Here is a 19,762-nt window from a genome sequence, read left to right as displayed (position 1 = left end):
TTCGGCAGACCTGCTATCTTTCACCACTAAGGCAATATCGCAACGTTTTATTAACATATTTAACGTCGAATTTTTGACCAGACGGGAATGTGGCATAAGACCTGCAAGAGAAGCCTGCAACACAACACAACACACTACACAATACATAATAAAATCACGGTACTTGAGGGTAAATGTATGAAGAAGACGGTTCTGGCTCTGTCTTTGCTCGTGGGGTTAAGTGCAGCAGCAGGTAGCTATGCAGCACTGCCACAGACGGTTCGTATCGGTACAGACGCAACCTACGCGCCATTCTCTTCCAAGGATGCGAAAGGCGATTTCGTGGGGTTTGATATCGATCTGGGAAATGAAATGTGCAAACGCATCGCGGTGAAATGCACATGGGTGGGCAGCGACTTTGACGCGTTAATCCCGTCGCTGAAAGCCAAAAAAATCGACGCCATTATCTCTTCTCTCTCCATCACCGAAAAACGTCAGCAGGAGATCGCCTTCTCTGACAAGCTCTACGCTGCGGATTCTCGTCTGATTGCCGCCAAAGGCTCCCCGATCCAACCGACCATCGACTCGCTGAAAGGCAAGCAGGTCGGCGTGCTTCAGGGATCGACGCAGGAAGGTTTTGCTAATGCCAACTGGCGTGAGAAGGGCGTAGATGTGGTGGCTTACCAGAACCAGGATCTGATTTACTCTGACCTGGCAGCAGGCCGTCTGGATGCCGCATTCCAGGATGAAGTCGCCGCGAGCGAAGGCTTCCTGAAGCAGCCAGCCGGTAAAGAGTACGCCTTTGCGGGCCCGTCCGTGAAAGACAAAAAATACTTTGGTGACGGCACCGGTATCGGCCTGCGTAAGGACGATACCGAGCTGAAAGCCGCCTTTGACAAAGCCTTCGCTGAGCTGCGTAAAGACGGTACCTATGACAAACTGGCGAAGAAATACTTCGACTTCAACGTCTACGGTGACTGACGCATAACGGTGATGCACTGACCTGGTGCGTCGCTGGTGTGGGTGATCCGATATGGTGCAGCTTGTGCACCATATTGGGTCGTCGTGTGCATACTTACGCATTTATAATGCAAAAAATCCCGCCCCAAAGGCATTATTCTTTGCCTGACAGCGTGGATTAATGGCACATTAACCGCACCCCGTCGTCGTAAAAAACCGTATGAAGACAGTTTGTTGAGGATAGATATGAAAAAACTCGTGTTGTCACTCTCTCTGGTACTGGCCTTTTCCAGCGCCACCGCGGCTTTCGCAGCCGCTCCGCAAAAAATTCGTATTGGTACTGACCCTACCTATGCCCCCTTTGAATCGAAAAATGCGAAGGGTGAACTGGTGGGTTTTGACATCGATCTGGCCAATGAGCTGTGCAAACGTATTAAAGCGCAATGTACCTACGTTGAGAACCCGCTGGATGCCCTGATCCCGTCGCTGAAAGCGAAAAAAATCGACGTCATCATGTCCTCTCTTTCCATCACCGAAAAACGCCAGCAGGAGATTGCCTTCACCGACAAACTCTACGCAGCGGATTCTCGTCTGGTGGTGGCTAAGTCTTCAGACATTCAGCCTACCCTTGAGTCGCTGAAGGGCAAACGCGTCGGCGTGCTGCAGGGCACCACGCAGGAAACCTACGGCAACGAACACTGGGCGCCGAAGGGGATCGAAATCGTCTCTTATCAGGGCCAGGAAAATATCTACGCAGACCTGACGGCAGGCCGAATTGATGCGGCATTCCAGGATGAAGTCGCGGCAAGCGAAGGCTTCCTGAAAACGCCGGTGGGTAAAGATTACAAATTTGGCGGCCCGTCCATTAAGGACGTGAAGCTGTTTGGTGTGGGCACCGGTATGGGCCTGCGCAAAGAAGATAACGAGCTGCGTGAAGCGCTGAACAAAGCCTTCGCCGAAATGCGTGCTGATGGCACCTACGACAAGCTGGCGAAAAAGTACTTTGATTTTAATGTTTACGGCGGCTAATCGCCCCGTCAAATAACGTGCGGCCCCTCCCACTCAGGGAGGGGAAAAGACACGGTTCCACTACTCACGACACGACAGGGCACGCGGTATGCTGTACGGATTTTCTGGCGTTATTTTACAAGGCGCGCTTGTCACCCTTGAGCTGGCTATCAGCTCCGTGGTACTGGCGGTGCTGATAGGTCTGGCGGGCGCAGGGGCAAAGCTGTCGGCGAATAAACCCCTGGCGCTCATATTCGAAGGCTATACCACGCTTATTCGCGGCGTACCCGATCTGGTGCTGATGCTGCTGATTTTTTACGGACTGCAGATCGCGCTGAACGGTATTACCGACGCCGTCGGCATGGAACAGATCGATATCGACCCGATGGTAGCCGGTATTATTACCCTCGGCTTTATCTACGGTGCTTACTTCACGGAAACCTTCCGTGGCGCTTACATGGCCGTCCCGAGAGGGCACATTGAAGCGGCAACCGCATTTGGTTTTACCTCCTCACAAACGTTTCGCCGGATCATGTTCCCGGCCATGATGCGCTATGCGCTTCCGGGCATCGGAAACAACTGGCAGGTTATCCTCAAAGCGACAGCGCTGGTCTCGCTGCTTGGTCTGGAAGACGTCGTCAAAGCGACTCAGCTGGCGGGCAAGAGTACCTGGGAGCCCTTCTACTTTGCGGTAGTCTGTGGCGTGATTTATCTGGTGTTTACGACGGTCTCCAATGGTGTGCTGCTTCTGCTCGAGCGCCGCTACTCCGTGGGTGTGAAGAGGGCTGACCTGTGATTGAGATTATTCAGGAATACTGGAAATCCCTGCTGTGGACGGATGGCTACCGCTTTACCGGCGTGGCGATTACGCTCTGGCTGCTGATTTCTTCCGTGGTGATGGGCGGTATTCTGGCGGTGTTTCTTGCCATTGGCCGCGTGTCGAACAACAAATTTATCCAGTTCCCGATCTGGCTGTTCACCTACGTGTTTCGCGGTACGCCCCTGTACGTGCAACTGCTGGTGTTCTATTCGGGAATGTACACGCTGGAGATCGTGAAAGGCACAGAGATGCTCAATGCGTTCTTCCGCAGCGGCCTGAACTGTACGGTGCTGGCGTTGACGCTCAATACCTGCGCCTATACCACTGAGATCTTTGCGGGGGCGATCCGCTCTGTCCCTTACGGTGAAATCGAAGCGGCGCGGGCGTACGGCTTTTCGTCGGTGAAGCTCTATCGCTGCATCATTCTGCCGTCGGCGCTGCGCATTGCGCTGCCTGCGTACAGCAACGAAGTGATTCTGATGCTGCACTCCACCGCGCTCGCCTTTACCGCGACGGTGCCGGACCTGCTCAAAATTGCGCGCGATATTAACTCCGCGACCTATCAGCCGTTTACTGCGTTTGGCATTGCGGCCGTGCTCTATTTAATTATCTCTTATGTTCTGATTAGCCTGTTCCGTAAGGCTGAAAAACGCTGGTTGCAGCATATAAAACCTTCGACGCACTGAGAAAGATGATGGCTGAGAACAAATTAAACGTTATTGATTTGCACAAACGCTACGGCGAACATGAAGTGCTGAAAGGGGTGTCGCTGCAGGCTAACGCAGGCGATGTGATCAGTATTATCGGCTCATCCGGCTCGGGTAAAAGTACCTTCCTGCGCTGCATTAACTTCCTCGAAAAGCCGAGCGAAGGCTCGATCGTGGTGAGCGGACAGAATATCAATCTGGTGCGCGATAAAGATGGCCAGCTGAAGGTGGCAGATAAGCATCAGTTGCGCCTGCTGCGTACGCGCCTGACGATGGTGTTCCAGCACTTCAACCTCTGGAGCCACATGACGGTGCTGGAGAACGTGATGGAAGCGCCGGTTCAGGTACTGGGGCTGAACAAGCAGGAAGCCCGCGAACGCGCGGTGAAATACCTTGCGAAAGTGGGTATCGACGAGCGCCAGCAGATGAAGTACCCGGTGCATCTCTCCGGCGGCCAGCAGCAGCGTGTCTCCATCGCCCGCGCGCTGGCGATGGAGCCTGAGGTGCTGCTGTTCGACGAACCGACCTCCGCGCTGGACCCGGAACTCGTTGGCGAAGTGCTGCGCATCATGCAGAAGCTGGCCGAAGAGGGCAAAACGATGGTGGTGGTGACGCACGAGATGGGCTTTGCCCGTAACGTCTCCAACCACGTTATTTTCCTGCATCAGGGGAAAATTGAAGAGCAGGGGCATCCGGACGAGGTGTTAGCGAACCCGCAAAGCCCGCGTTTGCAGCAGTTCCTGAAGGGATCGTTGAAGTAGGTTTTGCCTTTCTCCCTCTCCCCGTGGGAGAGGGTTGGGGTGAGGGCATCAGGCCGCAGTGCCGCCCAATCGCCCGGTGGCGCTTCGCTTACCGGGCCTACAAATTCCGTTGCCGTCCGGCACACTCCAGCCGGTACACCCAGTCGTCATAACGTACGCCGTCAATCTCATACGCCTTTTCCAGCACCTGCGTACGCACAAACCCCGCTTTCTCCAGCACCCGCACAGACCCGGCGTTGTCCGCCAGCACGTACGCGTTAATCGCTTTTACGCTGGTCTGGCTAAACGCATAGTCACATACCGCGCGCAGCGCCTCGCTGGCGATGCCTTTTCCCTGCGCGGCAGGCACAACCGTGTAGCCGATATCCGCCTCTTCACGGTTCTCAGGGCTGATTTGCAGGCCGATATCGCCCAGCGGCGTATCGTCATCCTGAAAACGAATCACGAAAACATGCTCCGCCATCAGGCGTGCAGCAAACACGCGTCGGGTCTCTTTTTCGGGTGCAATAGCGGCCATATAGCGCATGACGTCGCGGTTTTCGCGCAGCGAGCGGAAGAACGCCCAGTCAGAGGGTTCGAAAGGGGTGAGGTGAAGCCGGGGAGTGGTGATGGTTGCCATTGTTACGCCATTTCATCGGAACATGGCGTATCACTGTAACATATTCAGCGCACCACATCCCCCAGCGCCTCTTCTAAATCATACCAGCGGAAGGCAAAGCCGGCCGCTTCCAGACGTTTTGGCAGGGCGCGCTGTCCGCCGAGCACCAGCACCGATGATTCTCCCATCAACAGCCGGATCGCCGTCGCAGGCACGCGTAAAATCGCCGGACGATGCAGGGCATGCCCCAGCGCGTGGGCAAACTGTTCATTACGCACCGGATAGGGCGCAACCATATTAAACGGCCCGCGCAGATCGTTATCCAGCAGCCAGATAATGCCATTGACCATATCGTCGATGTGGATCCACGCCAGATACTGACGCCCGTTGCCAATTGGCCCGCCGAGCCCCAGCTTGAAGGGAGGAAGCATTTTACCCAGAATGCCGCCTTTCGGCGCAAGCACCACGCCGGTACGCAGCAGGCAGACGCGGGTACGATCGCTCTGCGCCGCGCAGGCGATACGCTCCCACTGGGCGCAGAGTTTATGGGTAAATTCGTTATGCGGTGGCTCCTCTTCGGTCACCACCACTTCGCCGAGATCGCCGTAATAGCCCGTCGCAGAGCCTGAAATGAGCACCGATGGCGGCGTATGGCTGTTGCGAATCAGCTCGACCAGCTTCTCGGTGATAGTCCAGCGGCTGCTGCACAACCGCTGCTTCTGCTCTTCGGTCCAGCGCCTGTCGGCAATGGGTTCACCCGCGAGGTTGATGACGGCGTCAAAGCCGTCCAGATTCTGCTGCTCAGCCAGTCCTTTCCAGATGTCGACTCCTGCCCCCAGCACCTGACGTGCTTTCTCCGGGCTGCGCGTCACCACGGTAATCTCGTGATGCAGCGCGTGCAGACGGGGAATGAGATGACGGCCAATCAGGCCTGTACCGCCGGTCAGCAGAATCTTCATACAACCTCCAGGTTTATGCCTGGCGTCGCCAGCTTAACGTCATGGAGACGGAGTCGGCGTAACGCAGGGCGTGAAGTTTATCGATCTCGACTTCAGCATAAGTGACCCAGTGATGTTCGCGTGCGATATCGAGCACATCCTGAGTTAATTTTTCCAGCAAAGAGAAGCGGTTGTTCTCCACGTACTGGATAATGTTTTTGGTGATTGTGCGATAGTTCAGCGCGTCATTGATATCTTCGCTGGCCCGCGCTTTGTCTGCGGGGTAGTGAATAACCACATTGATGACAATGTCCTGCCGGTTGGCAATCTCTTCCTCTTTGATACCGATGAACGTCCGTAAGCGTAAATTTTTTATACGTATAATCGCGTCATGCTGTGACATTGCAGGTCTTCTCCGTGTCAGTATTTGCTGCCCATAATACATGAGAGCGCGTCATGCACCCAGCGGGGCAGTGGTCTAAATCTGCTGGATTATTTGCATGGCGCGCTCGGTCGCAGGGCGGGTCCGAATCCGTTCAAACCAGTTATTCACGGCAGGGTATGCCGCCAGGTCAATTCGGTGTTTTTCATGGGTGTTGATCCACGGCCAGCAGGCGATGTCGGCAATGCTGTAATGATCGCCGCCAAGCCACGGCGTTTTCTCCAGCCGACGATTTAGCACGCCATATAATCGTTGGGTTTCAACCTGATAGCGTTCTATAGCATAAGGAATAGGCTGCGGGGCGTAGGCGGTAAAGTGATGATTTTGCCCGAGCATCGGCCCGAGACCGCTCGACTGCCAGAAAAGCCATTGCAGGGTGTGGTGACGCTCACGCAGTTCACCGCTCAGCAGCTTGCCGGATTTCTCCGCCAGGTAGAGCAAAATCTCCCCGGATTCAAACAGACTTAACGGCCTGCCGCCGTCGGCGGGCAGATTATCAATAATGGCCGGAATTTTATTGTTGGGCGATATCGCCAGAAAGACCGGCCTGAACTGATCGCCTTTGCTGATATCCACGCGAATGATCCGGTACTCCAGTTCGGCTTCTTCCAGAAAAAGGGTGATCTTATGGCCGTTTGGGGTAGGGGCATAGTAAAGGTCGATCATTCTCAACTCCTGTTAGTGTGAAAAGTGATGCCATAAAAATCAGTATAGGTGCCTGTTGTAAATCGTGAGTTTTCGTCAAGTGACAGCGAGCCAAAGAGATTATATGTTGAGTGAAAACCGTTCAGCCAATGAGGAAGTTATGAACCAGCCTGCGATAACATTGTGGTCCGATGCCTGTTATTTTTCACCCTATGTGATGAGCGTTTACGTCGCTCTGGCGGAAAAAGGATTGTCTTTCACCCTGAAGACCATCGATCTGGACAGTGGCGAACATCTGAAGCCGCAGTGGCAGGGTTACGACCTGACCCGACGCGTGCCGATGCTGGAGATTGACGGTTTTGCCTTGAGCGAATCCTCGGCGATCGATGAATACCTTGAAGATCGCTTTGCGCCGCCGGAGTGGGAGCGCATTTATCCTCACGATCTGCAAAAGCGCGCCCGAGCACGGCAGATCCAGGCGTGGTTGCGCAGCGATCTGGTGCCGATCCGCGTTGAACGTTCCACTGACGTGGTTTTCGCCGCCGTGAAAAAGCCTGCGTTGAGCGCGGAGGGCAGCGCCAGTGCGCATAAGCTGATTGAGACCGCGTCTGCATTGCTGGCGCACGGTAACCCGAATCTCTTCGGCGAGTGGTGCATTGCGGATACCGATCTGGCGCTGATGCTGAACCGTCTGATCCTCAACGGCGACGAGGTTCCGCAACTGCTGGTGGATTATGCTGCATTCCAGTGGCAGCGCGCTTCCGTACAGCGCTATGTGGCACTCTCCGCTAAGCGTGCGGGCTGATAAGCCCTGGCGCTTCAGGTATGATAGGGGCAGTCTGTTTTCCTGAGGAGTGACTGATGAAACTGATGTTTGCGTCGGATATCCATGGATCGCTGCCCGCTACCGAGCGCGTTCTTTCTCTGTTTGCCGAAAGCGGGGCACAGTGGCTGGTGGTGCTGGGCGATGTGTTAAACCATGGCCCGCGAAATGCGCTGCCGGAAGGGTATGCACCCGCGCAGGTGGCGGAAAAACTGAATGAGCATGCCTCGCGTATTATCGCGGTGCGCGGTAACTGCGACAGTGAAGTTGACCAGATGCTGCTGCATTTTCCCATCACCGCGCCCTGGCAGCAGGTCCTGCTGGAAAAGAGCCGTCTTTTTTTGACTCACGGTCATCTTTTTAGCCCGGATAACCTACCGGCACTCGCCGCTGGCGATGTCCTGGTTTATGGTCATACTCATATTCCGGTAGCGGAAAAACGCGGTGAGATTTATCACTTTAACCCCGGTTCGGTCAGCATTCCGAAAGGCGGTAATCCGGCGAGCTATGGCATGCTGGATGGAAATACCCTGCGCGTTATCGCACTTAATGATCAGCAAGTTATTGCGCAGATAGCGATTAATCCGTAAGTTACACCTCAACTGCAAACGCGCCGAAAGAGCGCTTAGACGAGAAGGTTTCCCGATGGTGGAGCAGAATCATTTGGCAAGTACTGAGTGGGTTGACATTGTCAGCGAAGAGAACGAAGTGATCGCGCAGGCCAGCCGCGAACAAATGCGCGCGGAGCGTCTGCGTCACCGTGCAACATACATCGTTGTGCATGACGGCATGGGCAAGATTCTGGTCCAGCGCCGCACGGACACCAAAGATTTTCTCCCCGGTATGCTGGATGCCACGGCGGGCGGCGTTGTGCAGGCAGATGAAGTGCTGCTGGATTCCGCGCGTCGCGAAGCAGAAGAAGAGTTAGGTATCGCCGGTGTGCCGTTTGCCGAGCACGGCCAGTTCTATTTCGAGGACGAAAACTGTCGCGTCTGGGGCGGGCTGTTCAGCTGTGTCTCTCACGGGCCTTTCGCCCTGCAGGAAGAGGAAGTGAGCGAAGTCTGCTGGATGACGCCGGAAGAGATCACCGCGCGTTGCGACGAATTCACCCCGGACTCCTTAAAAGCACTGGCGCTGTGGATGACCCGCAACGCCAAAAACGAATCCGCTAAGCCAGAAAGCAAAGCGGAAAAAGAGGAAGAGGCTGAGTAAGCCTTAACAGCTTTCCCGCAGACAGAGGCTGGACGCGATAGGTTTATGGTCGCGCCAGTCTCCATCATTCAGACGTTCCAGCAACGCTTTCCCGGCCTCAATTCCAATCTTACGATGCGGTACCGCCATGGTCGTCAGCGGCGGCTGACAGACGCGGCTCACGTCGCTATCGCCAAAGCCTACCACTGCTAAATCGTCCGGCACTTTAATGCGTCGACGCTGGCATTCATAGAGTGCCCCGCAGGCCAGTTCGTCCGAGACGCACACCAGCGCATCCAGCTCCGGCCAGGCCAGCAGGAATTCCGGCAACTGTGCCGCGCCCGTGGAGAAATTTGGCGGCATGGCGGCGTTAATCACTCTGTTCGGCGACAAATGGTGGCGAAGCATGGCTTTGTACCAGCCCTGCAAATGCTGCTGGAAAATCCACTGCTCCTGGTTTGCGCACAGCAGGCCGATATTTTGATAGCCGCGCTGAATCACCATTTCCGTCAGTTCATACATAGCGGCGACGTTATCAATGCCGATATTCATATCAATCGGATCGGCGCGCATCGCCCCCATTTCCATCACCGGAATGGAGGCATTTTTCAGCCAGTGGCGCACGGTGTCCGTGTGCTCGACGCTGAGCAAAATGGCGGCGGCGATATTTGACGCCAGCAGCGTTTCCAGTAATTTCTCTTCCTGTTCAAGACGGTGCTGGGACTCTGCCAGCATGATCTGATATCCGGCGGGTTGCAGCACCTGCTGTAGCCCGGCGAACATCTCTGAGCAACCAGCTTCGGAGAGGTTAGGAACAACCATTGCGATCGTCCATGAAGAGGCTGACGCCAGCGCGCTGGCCGCAAGATTAGGCATGTAGCCCAGCTCCTGCACCGCAGCGTCTATTTTTTCTCGCAGTTTATCGGAAACCTGTTCGGGCGTGCGGAGCGCACGGGACACGGTCATTGTGCCCACACCGGCAAGCAGTGCGACATCGGCCAGCGTCACCTTACCGGTACTGCGTCGTTTTCGGGTTAGAGACATACACCTTCCTGCTAACAGGGCGCGACTACTTTCATCCTTCGCTTCACGTGAAAGGCAGTATACGCCTTAAATCCCTTTTTTTGCTGTGATTTAGCACCGTGATTGCAATTTGATAGCGCTATCACATTTCTGCATGTTAACTATTGGTAGCGCTATCTTTGTGATCCTGATCGCAGTCATTCATTGAGGTGTTGAATAAAGTTTGCTCATCTTTAGCGTTGTAGCCGGAGGGCAAAGTGCTCAAAAAATGGATATATGATACAACCATCACGTTGCAGGAGAGCGTAGAGGACTGGCCGCAGGCGCTGGAGCTGTGCGCGAAGCCGCTGCTGGATTTGCAGGTGATTTCGCCGGAATACATCACGGCCATCATCGAGCAGCATCATACTTTGGGTCCTTATTACGTGCTGGCACCAGGGCTGGCGATGCCGCATGCGCGGCCGGAAGAAGGGGCGAAAGGACTCGGCCTGTCATTATTAAAACTGAAAAAAGGTGTCTCTTTCGGTGCCGGTGAGTTTGACCCCGTCGACGTAATAGTCATGCTGGCGGCACCGGACAAACATAGCCATATCGAAATGATCTCGGCGCTAGCAGAATTATTTTCCAGCGATGAGGATATGGCTGAATTACATCAGGCGAATACGCGGGAGGAGATAAAAACCATTATTGACCGCTTCTGATTTAATTCTTTAATCCGATTATTCACAACATTACGCGTCAGCGTGGTGGGGCGTACTCTACTCAAAATAAGGGAACAACAATGAAAATCATGGCTATTTGCGGGTCCGGCCTTGGCAGCAGTTTTATGGTCGAAATGAATATCAAAAAGGTACTTAAAAAGTTGGAAATTGAGGCAGAGGTTGAACACTCCGATCTCTCGTCTGCAACGCCTGGCGCAGCCGACCTGTTCGTGATGGCAAAAGATATCGCGGCCAGCGCCAGCGTGCCGGAAAGCCAGCTGGTGGTGATCAACAACATCATCGACATCAACGAACTTGAAGCGCAGCTGCGTGCCTGGTTCGAAAGACAATAACCCTGATTAGGCGAGGTGGATATGTTTATCCTTGAAACGCTGAATTTCGTTGTTGATATTTTAAAAGTTCCTTCGGTGCTGGTGGGATTAATTGCCTTAATCGGTCTGGTTGCGCAGAAAAAAGCGTTTTCAGACGTGGTGAAAGGAACTATTAAAACTATTCTCGGCTTTATTGTGCTGGGCGGCGGCGCCACGGTGCTGGTGGGGTCGTTAAATCCTTTGGGCGGAATGTTTGAGCACGCCTTTACTATTCAGGGCATTATTCCAAACAATGAAGCGATTGTGTCGATTGCGCTGGAAAAATACGGTGCCTCGACCGCGCTGATTATGGCCTTTGGGATGGTGGCGAATATTATCGTCGCGCGCTTTACCCGCCTGAAATACATCTTCCTGACAGGTCACCACACTTTCTACATGGCGTGCATGATTGGCGTGATCCTGACGGTGGCGGGCTTTGAGGGCGTGGGTCTGGTCTTTACCGGCTCGCTAATCCTCGGCCTGATCATGGCCTTCTTCCCGGCGATTGCGCAGCGCTACATGAAGCGCATAACCGGCAACGATGAGATTGCCTTCGGCCACTTCGGCACGCTGGGCTACGTGCTGTCTGGCTGGATTGGCAGCAAGGTCGGTAAGGGCTCCCGCTCAACGGAAGAGATGAACCTGCCGAAGAACCTGAGCTTCCTGCGCGACAGTTCGATCTCCATCTCCCTGACCATGATGATTATCTACCTCATCCTGGCGGTGAGCGCCGGACGTGAGTACGTAGAGGCGACCTTCAGCGGCGGCCAGAACTACCTGGTCTACGCCATCATCATGGCGATCACCTTTGCGGCAGGTGTGTTCATCATCCTGCAGGGCGTGCGCCTGATACTGGCGGAAATCGTCCCGGCCTTTACCGGCTTCTCGGAAAAACTGGTGCCCAACGCGCGCCCCGCGCTGGACTGCCCGGTGGTGTATCCGTATGCGCCAAACGCGGTGCTGATTGGCTTCCTGTTCAGCTTCCTCGGCGGGATTGTGGGGTTGTTCATCTGCGGCCAGTTCAGCTGGGTGTTGATCCTCCCGGGCGTGGTACCGCACTTCTTCACCGGCGCAACGGCGGGCGTGTTCGGTAATGCTACCGGCGGACGTCGCGGGGCAATGATTGGTGCCTTTGCTAACGGCCTGCTGATCACCTTCCTGCCGGTTCTGCTACTGCCGGTGCTGGGCGCAATTGGTTTTGCCAACACCACCTTCTCGGACGCTGATTTCGGTGCGGTCGGGATTGTGCTCGGCAACCTGGCGCGCTTCCTGTCGCCGCTTGCCATTACCGGGCTGGTTGTGGCGTTGTTCGCGCTGCTGGTGGCGTACAACGTCTTCGCGAAAAACAAACCTGCAGGCGGTAACGCGCAGGAAAACACCGGAGCCAAATCATGAATGAGAAAGAGATAACCGAACTCGCGCGTCAGATCCGTCTTGAGACGCTGAAATCCCTGACGCAGCTGGGCTTTGGCCACTACGGCGGCAGTATGTCGGTGGTTGAAACCCTGGCCGTGCTGTACGGCTCGGTGATGAAAATCGACCCGGCGGATCCGGACTGGCCGGAGCGAGACTATTTTGTCCTGTCGAAAGGACACGCGGGCCCGGCGCTCTACAGTACGCTGGCGATCAAGGGCTACTTCCCCGTTGAAGAGCTGAGGACGCTCAACCAAAACGGCACGCGGCTGCCAAGCCATCCGGACCGCCTGAAAACGCGCGGCGTGGATGCCACCACCGGCTCGCTGGGGCAGGGTATCTCCATTGCGGGCGGTATGGCGCTGTCGCACAAGCTGGCGGGGCGACCGAATCGGGTGTTTTGCATCGTCGGTGACGGCGAGCTGAACGAGGGACAATGCTGGGAAGCCTTCCAGTTTATCGCCCACCATCGCCTGAACAATCTGACGGTGTTCGTGGACTGGAACAAGCAGCAGCTCGACGGCGAGCTGGACGAGATCATCAGCGCGTTCGACCTGGAGGGGAAATTCCGCGCCTTTGGCTTTGACGTGGCGACGGTGAAGGGCGACGACATTCCGGGTCTGCTGGCGGTAACGTCGCGGGCCCCCGAGGCCGAAGCGCGTCCATTAGTTGTCATCCTCGACAGCATCAAAGGGCAGGGGGTGCCGTATCTGGAGCAGCTCAGCAATTCGCACCACCTGCGATTGACCGCAGAGAGCAAAGCGGCCCTCAACGAGACGATTCGCCAACTGGAGGCTTCACATGATTAAGGTTGCACCGGCAGGAGAGAAAGACGCCGTTGAGATGCGTAAGGTCTACGCGGGCTTTGTGGCAAAGCAGATTGAGGCAGGAAGCGAGATTATCGCCCTGGAAGCGGATCTGATGAGCTCGATGGCGATGGACGGCGTGGCGCGCGATTATCCGCAGCACGTGATTAACTGCGGGATTATGGAGGCCAACGTCATCGGCACCGCGGCGGGGCTGTCGCTTACCGGACGTAAGCCGTTCGTGCACACCTTTACCGCGTTTGCCAGCCGCCGCTGCTTCGATCAGCTGTTTATGTCCCTGGACTACCAGCGTAACAACGTGAAGGTGATTGCGTCGGACGCGGGCGTGACGGCCTGCCACAACGGCGGGACACATATGTCATTTGAGGATATGGGCATCGTACGCGGCCTGGCGCACTCGGTGGTGCTGGAGGTGACCGACGCGGTGATGTTCGAGGACGTGCTGCGCCAGCTTATCGACCTCGAAGGCTTCTACTGGGTGCGGACCATTCGTAAACAGGCGCCGAGCGTGTACGCCCCGGGCTCAACCTTCACCATTGGCAAAGGCAACGTGCTGCGCGAAGGAAGCGATATTACCCTGATTGCCAACGGCATCATGGTGGCGGAAGCGCTGGAGGCGGCTCGCCAGCTTGAGCAGGAGGGGGTAAGCGCGGCGGTTATCGACATGTTTACCCTGAAGCCCATCGACCGGATGGTGGTGAAAAACTACGCCGAGAAAACCGGGCGCATCGTCACCTGTGAAAACCACAGCATTCACAACGGGCTGGGATCGGCGGTGGCGGAAGTGCTGGTGGAAACCTGCCCGGTACCGATGCGGCGGGTGGGCGTCAAGGAGCGTTACGGCCAGGTGGGTACGCAGGATTTCCTGCAGAAGGAGTATGGCCTGACGGCACATGACATTGTGTCGGCGGCGAGAGAGCTGCTGTAAATAAAAAAGGCGACCCTTTGTGGTCGCCTTTTTGTTGCCCGGTGGGGCTCACGCTTACCGGGCCTACGGTCCTGTAGGCCGGATAAGCGAAGCGCCATCCGGCAAGACCTTACAATTACTGCTGCTGCGAAGACTGGATCGCGGTCAGAGCGATGGTGTAGACGATATCGTCAACCAGCGCGCCACGGGACAGGTCGTTCACAGGTTTGCGCATGCCCTGCAGCATTGGCCCGATGGAGATCAGGTCTGCAGAACGCTGTACTGCTTTGTAGGTGGTGTTACCGGTGTTCAAATCCGGGAAGATGAACACGGTAGCGCGACCTGCAACCGGCGAGTTCGGCGCTTTGGATTTCGCAACGTCAGCCATTACCGCAGCATCGTACTGCAGCGGGCCGTCGATCATCAGGTCAGGACGTTTTTCCTGCGCCAGACGGGTCGCTTCACGCACTTTCTCTACGTCGCTACCTGCACCAGAGGTACCGGTGGAGTAGGAGAGCATTGCTACGCGCGGTTCGATACCGAAGGCAATCGCAGAGTCCGCGGACTGGATAGCGATTTCCGCCAGCTGTTCTGCGGTTGGATCCGGGTTGATCGCGCAGTCGCCGTAAACGTAAACCTGTTCAGGCAGCAGCATGAAGAATACGGAAGAAACCAGGGAGCTACCCGGTGCAGTTTTGATCAGCTGCAGCGGTGGACGGATGGTGTTCGCCGTGGTGTGAACCGCACCGGAAACCAGACCGTCAACTTCGTCCTGCTCCAGCATCAGCGTGCCCAGCACCACGTTGTCTTCCAGCTGTTCGCGCGCAACGGCTTCGGTCATACCTTTGCTCTTACGCAGCTCCACCAGACGGGCTACGTAGCTTTCGCGAACCACTTCAGGGTCAACGATTTCGATGCCAGCGCCCAGCTCAACGCCCTGAGACGCCGCCACGCGGGTGATCTCATCCGGGTTACCCAGCAGCACACAGGTCGCGATGCCGCGCTCTGCACAGATAGCAGCGGCTTTAACGGTACGTGGTTCGTCGCCTTCTGGCAGAACAACGCGTTTGCCCGCTTTACGCGCCAGCTCGGTCAGCTGGTAACGGAATGCTGGAGGAGACAGACGGCGGCTGCGCTCGGAGGTCGCCGTCAGGGATTCGATCCAGTCTGCGTTGATGTAGCCCGCAACGTATTCCTGAACTTTCTCGATACGCTCGTGGTCATCAACCGGTACTTCAAGGTTGAAGCTCTGCAGGCTCAGGGAGGTCTGCCAGGTGTTGGTGTTCACCATGAAGACCGGCAGGCCGGTGGCGAACGCGCGTTCGCACAGCTTGCTGACGCGTGGGTCCATTTCGTAGGCACCGGTCAGCAGGATCGCACCGATTTCCACGCCGTTCATCGCGGCCAGGCAGGCTGCAACCAGCACGTCTGGACGGTCTGCGGAGGTCACCAGCAGGGAACCTGCGCGGAAGTGCTCCAGCATGTGCGGAATGCTGCGCGCACAGAAGGTCACGGACTTCACGCGGCGGGTGTTGATGTCGCCTTCGTTAACCACGGTGGCGTTCAGGTGGCGCGCCATATCGATTGCACGGGTGGCAATCAGATCGAAGCTCCATGGCACCGCGCCCAGTACTGGCAGCGGGCTGGATCCCTGCAGCTTAGCCGGATCAATCTTGATGACTTTCGCTTTAGAAGAGTCGTCGAAGATCTCGGACAGGTCAGGGCGAGTACGGCCCTGTTCATCCACTGGCGCATTCAGTTTGTTCACGATCACGCCGGTGATGTTGGTGTTTTTCGCGCCGCCGAAGCTGCTGCGCGTCAGTTCTATACGCTCGTTCAGCTGCTCTGGGGTGTCAGTGCCCTGAGACATCACGAAAACGATCTCTGCGTTCAGGGTTTTCGCGATTTCAAAGTTCAGAGACTGGGCAAACTGGTGTTTGCGCGTCGGGACCAGACCTTCAACCAGCACCACTTCCGCGTCTTGCGCGTTAGCGTGGTAGTTGGCGATGATCTCTTCCATCAGCACGTCTTTCTGGTTGCTTGACAGCAGAGATTCAACGTGGCTCATCTTCAGCGGTTCAGCCGCTGGCAGATTGGAGTTCTTGCGAACGATGGTGGTGGTCTGGTCTGGCGCATCGCCACCGGCACGCGGCTGGGCGATAGGCTTAAAGACGCTCAGACGAACGCCTTTGCGTTCCATAGCACGGATCACGCCAAGGCTGACGCTGGTCAGGCCGACGCTGGTTCCGGTAGGGATCAGCATAATAGTACGGGACACGGTTTATCCTCTTTCGTTACCGCCGCGATTGGGCGGGTTACAAAACAGCACCGCCAGCATTGCTGGCGGTGTGGAATCAGGCAGTCAGACGGTTCGCGTCTTGCGCGATGACCAGCTCTTCGTTAGTTGGAATAACGATAGCAGGGCGGGTACCTTCTTTGTTGATGAAGCCAGACTTGCCGAAGCGGGCAGCCAGGTTACGCTCGTGATCAACCTCGAAGCCAAGAACGCCCAGTTTGCCCAGGGACAGTTCACGAACCATCGCCGCGTTCTCACCAATACCACCGGTGAAGATTACCGCGTCCAGACGGCCTTCCATCAGTGCAGTGTAAGAACCGATGTACTTCGCCAGACGGTGGCAGTAAACGTCCATTGCACGTTTAGCGTCTGCTTTCTCTGCGTAGTTGTCTTCAACGTAACGGCAGTCGCTGGTCACTTCGGTCAGACCCAGCAGGCCAGACTCTTTGGTCAGCATTTTGTTGATGTCGTCAACGCTCATGCCCAGGGTGTCGTGCAGGTGGAAGATGATCGCCGGGTCGATGTCGCCGGAACGGGTACCCATCACCAGACCTTCCAGCGGGGTCAGACCCATAGAGGTATCAACACATTTACCGTTGCGGATAGCAGAAACAGAACCACCGTTGCCCAGGTGACAGGTGATAATGTTGACTTCTTCAACCGGCTTGTTCAGAACTTTTGCGGCTTCCTGAGTCACATAGAAGTGGCTGGTGCCGTGTGCGCCGTAACGACGAACGCCATGCTCTTTGTACAGGCTGTACGGCAGGGCATACAGGTAAGACTCTTCCGGCATGGTCTGATGGAACGCGGTGTCAAACACGGCCACGTTTTTGTCTTTCAGATTCGGGAAGGATTTCAGCGCTTCAGCGATACCGATCAGGTGAGCCGGGTTGTGCAGCGGCGCGAAGGACGCAGAGTCCTTGATGCCCTGAATCACAGATTCGTCGATCACGACGGAGCTGGTGTATTTTTCGCCGCCGTGGACGATACGGTGACCAATCGCAGTCAGCTGAGCAGACAGTTCTGGTTTTTGTGCCAGAATAGTGTTAACGATAAAGTTCAGCGCTTCACTGTGAGCGGCGCCTGCACCTAAAGCCGCTTCTTGTTTGCTGCCGTCCATCTTCCACTTGATACGTGCTTCAGGCAGATGGAAACATTCGGCCAAACCAGAGAGGTACTCGTCACCGTTGAGCGCATCGATGATGGCGAATTTCAGTGAGGAGCTACCGCAGTTCAGAACCAGTACTAACTTACTCGACATGGAAGTACCTATTATTGATACGTGGCTAAAAAAACGTCAGTGAGTCTAAAAGCGTAACGCATGATGACCCAGACATTTATGATTAACATCATGCCAGGCGAACATTCCGGCATGATGAAAGAAATACCTATGATTTTATGCCATTTTGAACATTTTTCAGACAATGGCATAATATGCGATAATTTGACGAGTTAACGGTTCTCGTCTACGGCCTTATCAGGCTGGCACAGGATACCCGATACGGGGTAGCGATGACAAAATATTTTGAACGTTGTCATAGCCTGTTGTGGTTTTGCACAAAAATTTTAATTTTTATATGTGAAGTTGAGGTACAGCCATGTCGACACCCGAAAATCCATCCGTGAATTTCTTTAGTCTGTTTCGTCGGGGGCAGCATTACGCGAAGACGTGGCCACTGGAAAAGCGCCTCGCGCCGATGTTTATAGAGAACCGCACTATCCGCGCCACGCGCTTTGCGATTCGCTTTATGCCCCCTGTCGCCATCTTTACCTTGTGCTGGCAAATTGCCCTCGGCGGCCAGCTTGGACCCGCCGTCGCCACCGCGCTCTTTGCGCTGAGCCTGCCGATGCAGGGGCTATGGTGGCTGGGGAAACGCTCAATTACGCCGCTGCCGCCTACAATTTTACACTGGTTTTATGAAGTCCGTGGAAAACTTGAGGAAGCCGGTCAGGCGCTGGCACCGGTCGAAGGCAAGCCGGATTACCAGGCGCTGGCTGACACGCTCAAGCGCGCTTTTAAGCAACTTGATAAAACATTCCTTGATGACTTGTGATTGATCATCGAAACGACTAATAAAAGAAGGCACAGTAACAAACTGTTACCGTGTCTTTTTTTTAAAGTGCAATGCGCTACAGGAGTCGAAAGATGGAAATGACCCATGCCCAACGTCTGATTTTGTCTAACCAGTACAAGATGATGACTATGCTTGATCCCGATAACGCAGAACGCTACAGCCGCTTGCAAACTATCGTCGAACGCGGGTTTGGTTTACAGATGCGCGAACTGGATCGCGAGTTTGGCGAACTGAAAGAAGAAACCTGCCGCATCGTGATCGACATCATGGAGATGTATCATGCGCTGCATGTGTCCTGGACGAATCTCAAAGATCGCGAGTCCATTGACGAGCGCCGCGTAACCTTCTTAGGCTTTGATGCCGCAACGGAAGCGCGCTACCTGAGCTACGTTCGCTTTATGGTGAACACCGAAGGGCGCTATACCCATTTTGATGCGGGTACTCACGGCTTTAACGCGCAAACCCCAATGTGGGAAAAATACCAGCGCATGCTGGGCGTATGGCATTCCTGCCCGCGCCAGTACCATTTAAGCAGCAACGAAATTCAACAAATCATTAATGCCTGACGGAGGTGCGTGTGCAGTGTAAAGGTTTTCTGTTTGATCTGGACGGTACGCTGGTTGATTCGCTGCCGGTAGTGGAGCGTTCATGGTGCCATTGGGCCGACAGGCACGGCATCGACCATCAGGACGTACTGAATTTCATCCATGGCAAACAGGCCATTACCTCCTTGCGACACTTCTTAGCGGGACGTACTGAGGAAGAGATTCAGGCAGAGTTCAAATACCTCGAGAACATTGAGGCTACCGATACGGAAGGCATCACCGCGCTGCCGGGCGCGCGCGAGCTGCTTGAACATCTGAATGAAGCACATATTCCGTGGGCCATTGTGACCTCCGGCTCCATTCCCGTAGCCCATGCTCGCCATAAGGCGGCGGGTTTACCGAAGCCAGAGGTGTTCATTACTGCAGAGCGCGTCAAGCGCGGCAAGCCAGAGCCGGATGCGTTCTTGCTTGGGGCAGAGCTGCTGGGCCTTGCACCGGCGGACTGCGTGGTGGTGGAAGATGCAGCAGCCGGCGTGCTGGCCGGGCTTAACGCAGGAAGCCGCGTGATCGCCGTTAACGTCCCGGCGGACTCTCCCCGGTTGAGTGAGGCGGATTTTGTGCTGAATACACTGACCGCGATTAACGTCACGAAGGGACCCGGCGGAGTTGTAACCGTCTCGCTAAAAATGTAATCCCATGATATAGCCCCACATTGTTGGGGCTTTTTTATGG

The 19,762-nt window shown here is 55.5% G+C and carries 23 protein-coding genes; 16 read left to right on the top strand and 7 right to left on the bottom strand.

Annotated features, from left to right (window positions below; translation table 11 throughout):
* Nucleotides 1-177: 177 nt before the first annotated feature.
* The 5 genes from argT (at nt 178) to hisP (ending at nt 4,235) form a co-directional block, all read left to right on the top strand.
* Entirely contained in the window at nt 178-960 is a 783-nt protein-coding gene (gene argT, locus HV355_RS04480; protein WP_182401037.1) for a lysine/arginine/ornithine ABC transporter substrate-binding protein ArgT, read from the top strand.
* 225 nt (nt 961-1,185) lie between these two features.
* Nucleotides 1,186-1,968, top strand: a complete 783-nt coding sequence (hisJ, locus tag HV355_RS04475) for a histidine ABC transporter substrate-binding protein HisJ (RefSeq protein ID WP_182401035.1) — start codon at nt 1,186-1,188, stop codon at nt 1,966-1,968.
* A gap of 88 nt (nt 1,969-2,056) precedes the next feature.
* Complete coding sequence (locus HV355_RS04470; protein ID WP_089597903.1) at nt 2,057-2,743, top strand: histidine ABC transporter permease HisQ; 687 nt, start codon at nt 2,057-2,059, stop codon at nt 2,741-2,743.
* On the top strand, nt 2,740-3,453 hold the full coding sequence (locus HV355_RS04465) for an ABC transporter permease (RefSeq protein ID WP_010433272.1): 714 nt from the start codon (nt 2,740-2,742) through the stop codon (nt 3,451-3,453). Before HV355_RS04470 ends, HV355_RS04465 begins: the two co-directional genes overlap by 4 nt.
* Before the next feature lie 8 nt (nt 3,454-3,461).
* The gene (hisP, locus tag HV355_RS04460; RefSeq protein ID WP_108416648.1) at nt 3,462-4,235 is read left to right on the top strand and encodes a histidine ABC transporter ATP-binding protein HisP; all 774 of its coding nucleotides are present in this window, start codon (nt 3,462-3,464) and stop codon (nt 4,233-4,235) included.
* Between the two features lie 97 nt (nt 4,236-4,332).
* Here the strand turns inward: hisP and HV355_RS04455 are convergent, their stop codons facing one another.
* From HV355_RS04455 to yfcG, 4 genes are all read right to left on the bottom strand, one after another.
* Nucleotides 4,333-4,854, bottom strand: a complete 522-nt coding sequence (locus HV355_RS04455) for a GNAT family N-acetyltransferase (RefSeq protein WP_174339892.1) — start codon at nt 4,852-4,854, stop codon at nt 4,333-4,335.
* A gap of 44 nt (nt 4,855-4,898) precedes the next feature.
* Nucleotides 4,899-5,792 carry a TIGR01777 family oxidoreductase gene (locus HV355_RS04450; protein WP_108416646.1) on the bottom strand — a complete coding sequence of 298 codons (894 nt, stop codon included), beginning with the start codon at nt 5,790-5,792 and terminating at the stop codon, nt 4,899-4,901.
* A gap of 13 nt (nt 5,793-5,805) precedes the next feature.
* Nucleotides 5,806-6,174 carry a dihydroneopterin triphosphate 2'-epimerase gene (gene folX, locus HV355_RS04445; RefSeq protein ID WP_010433280.1) on the bottom strand — a complete coding sequence of 123 codons (369 nt, stop codon included), beginning with the start codon at nt 6,172-6,174 and terminating at the stop codon, nt 5,806-5,808.
* 75 nt (nt 6,175-6,249) lie between these two features.
* On the bottom strand, nt 6,250-6,879 hold the full coding sequence (gene yfcG, locus HV355_RS04440) for a GSH-dependent disulfide bond oxidoreductase (protein ID WP_100165823.1): 630 nt from the start codon (nt 6,877-6,879) through the stop codon (nt 6,250-6,252).
* A gap of 139 nt (nt 6,880-7,018) precedes the next feature.
* Here yfcG and yfcF point away from each other — a divergent pair, with 139 nt between their 5' ends.
* The 3 genes from yfcF to yfcD are packed head-to-tail and all read left to right on the top strand — an operon-like array spanning nt 7,019 to nt 8,893.
* Nucleotides 7,019-7,663, top strand: coding sequence for a glutathione transferase (gene yfcF / locus HV355_RS04435; protein ID WP_182401241.1), 645 nt, complete (start codon nt 7,019-7,021; stop codon nt 7,661-7,663).
* Nucleotides 7,664-7,719: 56 nt separating this feature from the next.
* Nucleotides 7,720-8,271 (top strand): phosphodiesterase, encoded by a 552-nt coding sequence (yfcE, locus tag HV355_RS04430; RefSeq protein ID WP_159077882.1) that lies wholly within the window; start codon nt 7,720-7,722, stop codon nt 8,269-8,271.
* Nucleotides 8,272-8,326: 55 nt separating this feature from the next.
* The gene (yfcD, locus tag HV355_RS04425) at nt 8,327-8,893 is read left to right on the top strand and encodes an NUDIX hydrolase YfcD (protein WP_010433290.1); all 567 of its coding nucleotides are present in this window, start codon (nt 8,327-8,329) and stop codon (nt 8,891-8,893) included.
* A 3-nt stretch (nt 8,894-8,896) separates the two neighbouring features.
* Here the strand turns inward: yfcD and HV355_RS04420 are convergent, their stop codons facing one another.
* A complete protein-coding gene (locus HV355_RS04420) occupies nt 8,897-9,916 on the bottom strand; it encodes a LacI family DNA-binding transcriptional regulator (protein WP_010433293.1) in 1,020 nt (339 codons plus the stop codon).
* 236 nt (nt 9,917-10,152) lie between these two features.
* Between HV355_RS04420 and HV355_RS04415 the strand changes: the two genes are divergently transcribed.
* The 5 genes from HV355_RS04415 to HV355_RS04395 all read left to right on the top strand — a co-directional run bounded on the left by HV355_RS04415 (nt 10,153) and on the right by HV355_RS04395 (nt 14,135).
* The gene (locus HV355_RS04415; RefSeq protein ID WP_010433295.1) at nt 10,153-10,596 is read left to right on the top strand and encodes a PTS sugar transporter subunit IIA; all 444 of its coding nucleotides are present in this window, start codon (nt 10,153-10,155) and stop codon (nt 10,594-10,596) included.
* An 80-nt stretch (nt 10,597-10,676) separates the two neighbouring features.
* Entirely contained in the window at nt 10,677-10,949 is a 273-nt protein-coding gene (locus HV355_RS04410) for a PTS sugar transporter subunit IIB (protein WP_003861447.1), read from the top strand.
* A 21-nt stretch (nt 10,950-10,970) separates the two neighbouring features.
* Nucleotides 10,971-12,362 (top strand): PTS ascorbate transporter subunit IIC, encoded by a 1,392-nt coding sequence (locus HV355_RS04405; RefSeq protein ID WP_089597908.1) that lies wholly within the window; start codon nt 10,971-10,973, stop codon nt 12,360-12,362.
* Complete coding sequence (locus tag HV355_RS04400) at nt 12,359-13,189, top strand: transketolase (protein WP_182401033.1); 831 nt, start codon at nt 12,359-12,361, stop codon at nt 13,187-13,189. The genes HV355_RS04405 and HV355_RS04400 overlap by 4 nt, the downstream gene beginning before the upstream one ends.
* Complete coding sequence (locus HV355_RS04395; RefSeq protein WP_182401031.1) at nt 13,182-14,135, top strand: transketolase family protein; 954 nt, start codon at nt 13,182-13,184, stop codon at nt 14,133-14,135. The genes HV355_RS04400 and HV355_RS04395 overlap by 8 nt, the downstream gene beginning before the upstream one ends.
* A 115-nt stretch (nt 14,136-14,250) precedes the next feature.
* On the opposite strand, the gene pta is transcribed toward HV355_RS04395, so the two are convergent.
* Together pta and ackA are read right to left on the bottom strand one after the other, a co-directional pair.
* Nucleotides 14,251-16,392 carry a phosphate acetyltransferase gene (pta, locus tag HV355_RS04390; RefSeq protein ID WP_010433310.1) on the bottom strand — a complete coding sequence of 714 codons (2,142 nt, stop codon included), beginning with the start codon at nt 16,390-16,392 and terminating at the stop codon, nt 14,251-14,253.
* A 76-nt stretch (nt 16,393-16,468) separates the two neighbouring features.
* A complete protein-coding gene (ackA, locus tag HV355_RS04385; protein WP_010433314.1) occupies nt 16,469-17,671 on the bottom strand; it encodes an acetate kinase in 1,203 nt (400 codons plus the stop codon).
* Nucleotides 17,672-18,008: 337 nt separating this feature from the next.
* Here ackA and yfbV point away from each other — a divergent pair, with 337 nt between their 5' ends.
* From yfbV to HV355_RS04370, 3 genes are all read left to right on the top strand, one after another.
* Nucleotides 18,009-18,464, top strand: a complete 456-nt coding sequence (gene yfbV, locus HV355_RS04380; protein ID WP_010433317.1) for a terminus macrodomain insulation protein YfbV — start codon at nt 18,009-18,011, stop codon at nt 18,462-18,464.
* Between the two features lie 92 nt (nt 18,465-18,556).
* Nucleotides 18,557-19,051 carry a YfbU family protein gene (locus HV355_RS04375; RefSeq protein ID WP_126816635.1) on the top strand — a complete coding sequence of 165 codons (495 nt, stop codon included), beginning with the start codon at nt 18,557-18,559 and terminating at the stop codon, nt 19,049-19,051.
* 11 nt (nt 19,052-19,062) lie between these two features.
* Nucleotides 19,063-19,722, top strand: coding sequence for a sugar phosphatase (locus HV355_RS04370; RefSeq protein WP_182401029.1), 660 nt, complete (start codon nt 19,063-19,065; stop codon nt 19,720-19,722).
* Nucleotides 19,723-19,762: the final 40 nt, after the last annotated feature.

Origin of the sequence: Enterobacter sp. RHBSTW-01064 (assembly GCF_014103035.1) — a bacterium.
GTDB lineage: Bacteria > Pseudomonadota > Gammaproteobacteria > Enterobacterales > Enterobacteriaceae > Enterobacter > Enterobacter mori.
This window is presented reverse-complemented; position numbering and strand designations above follow the sequence as displayed.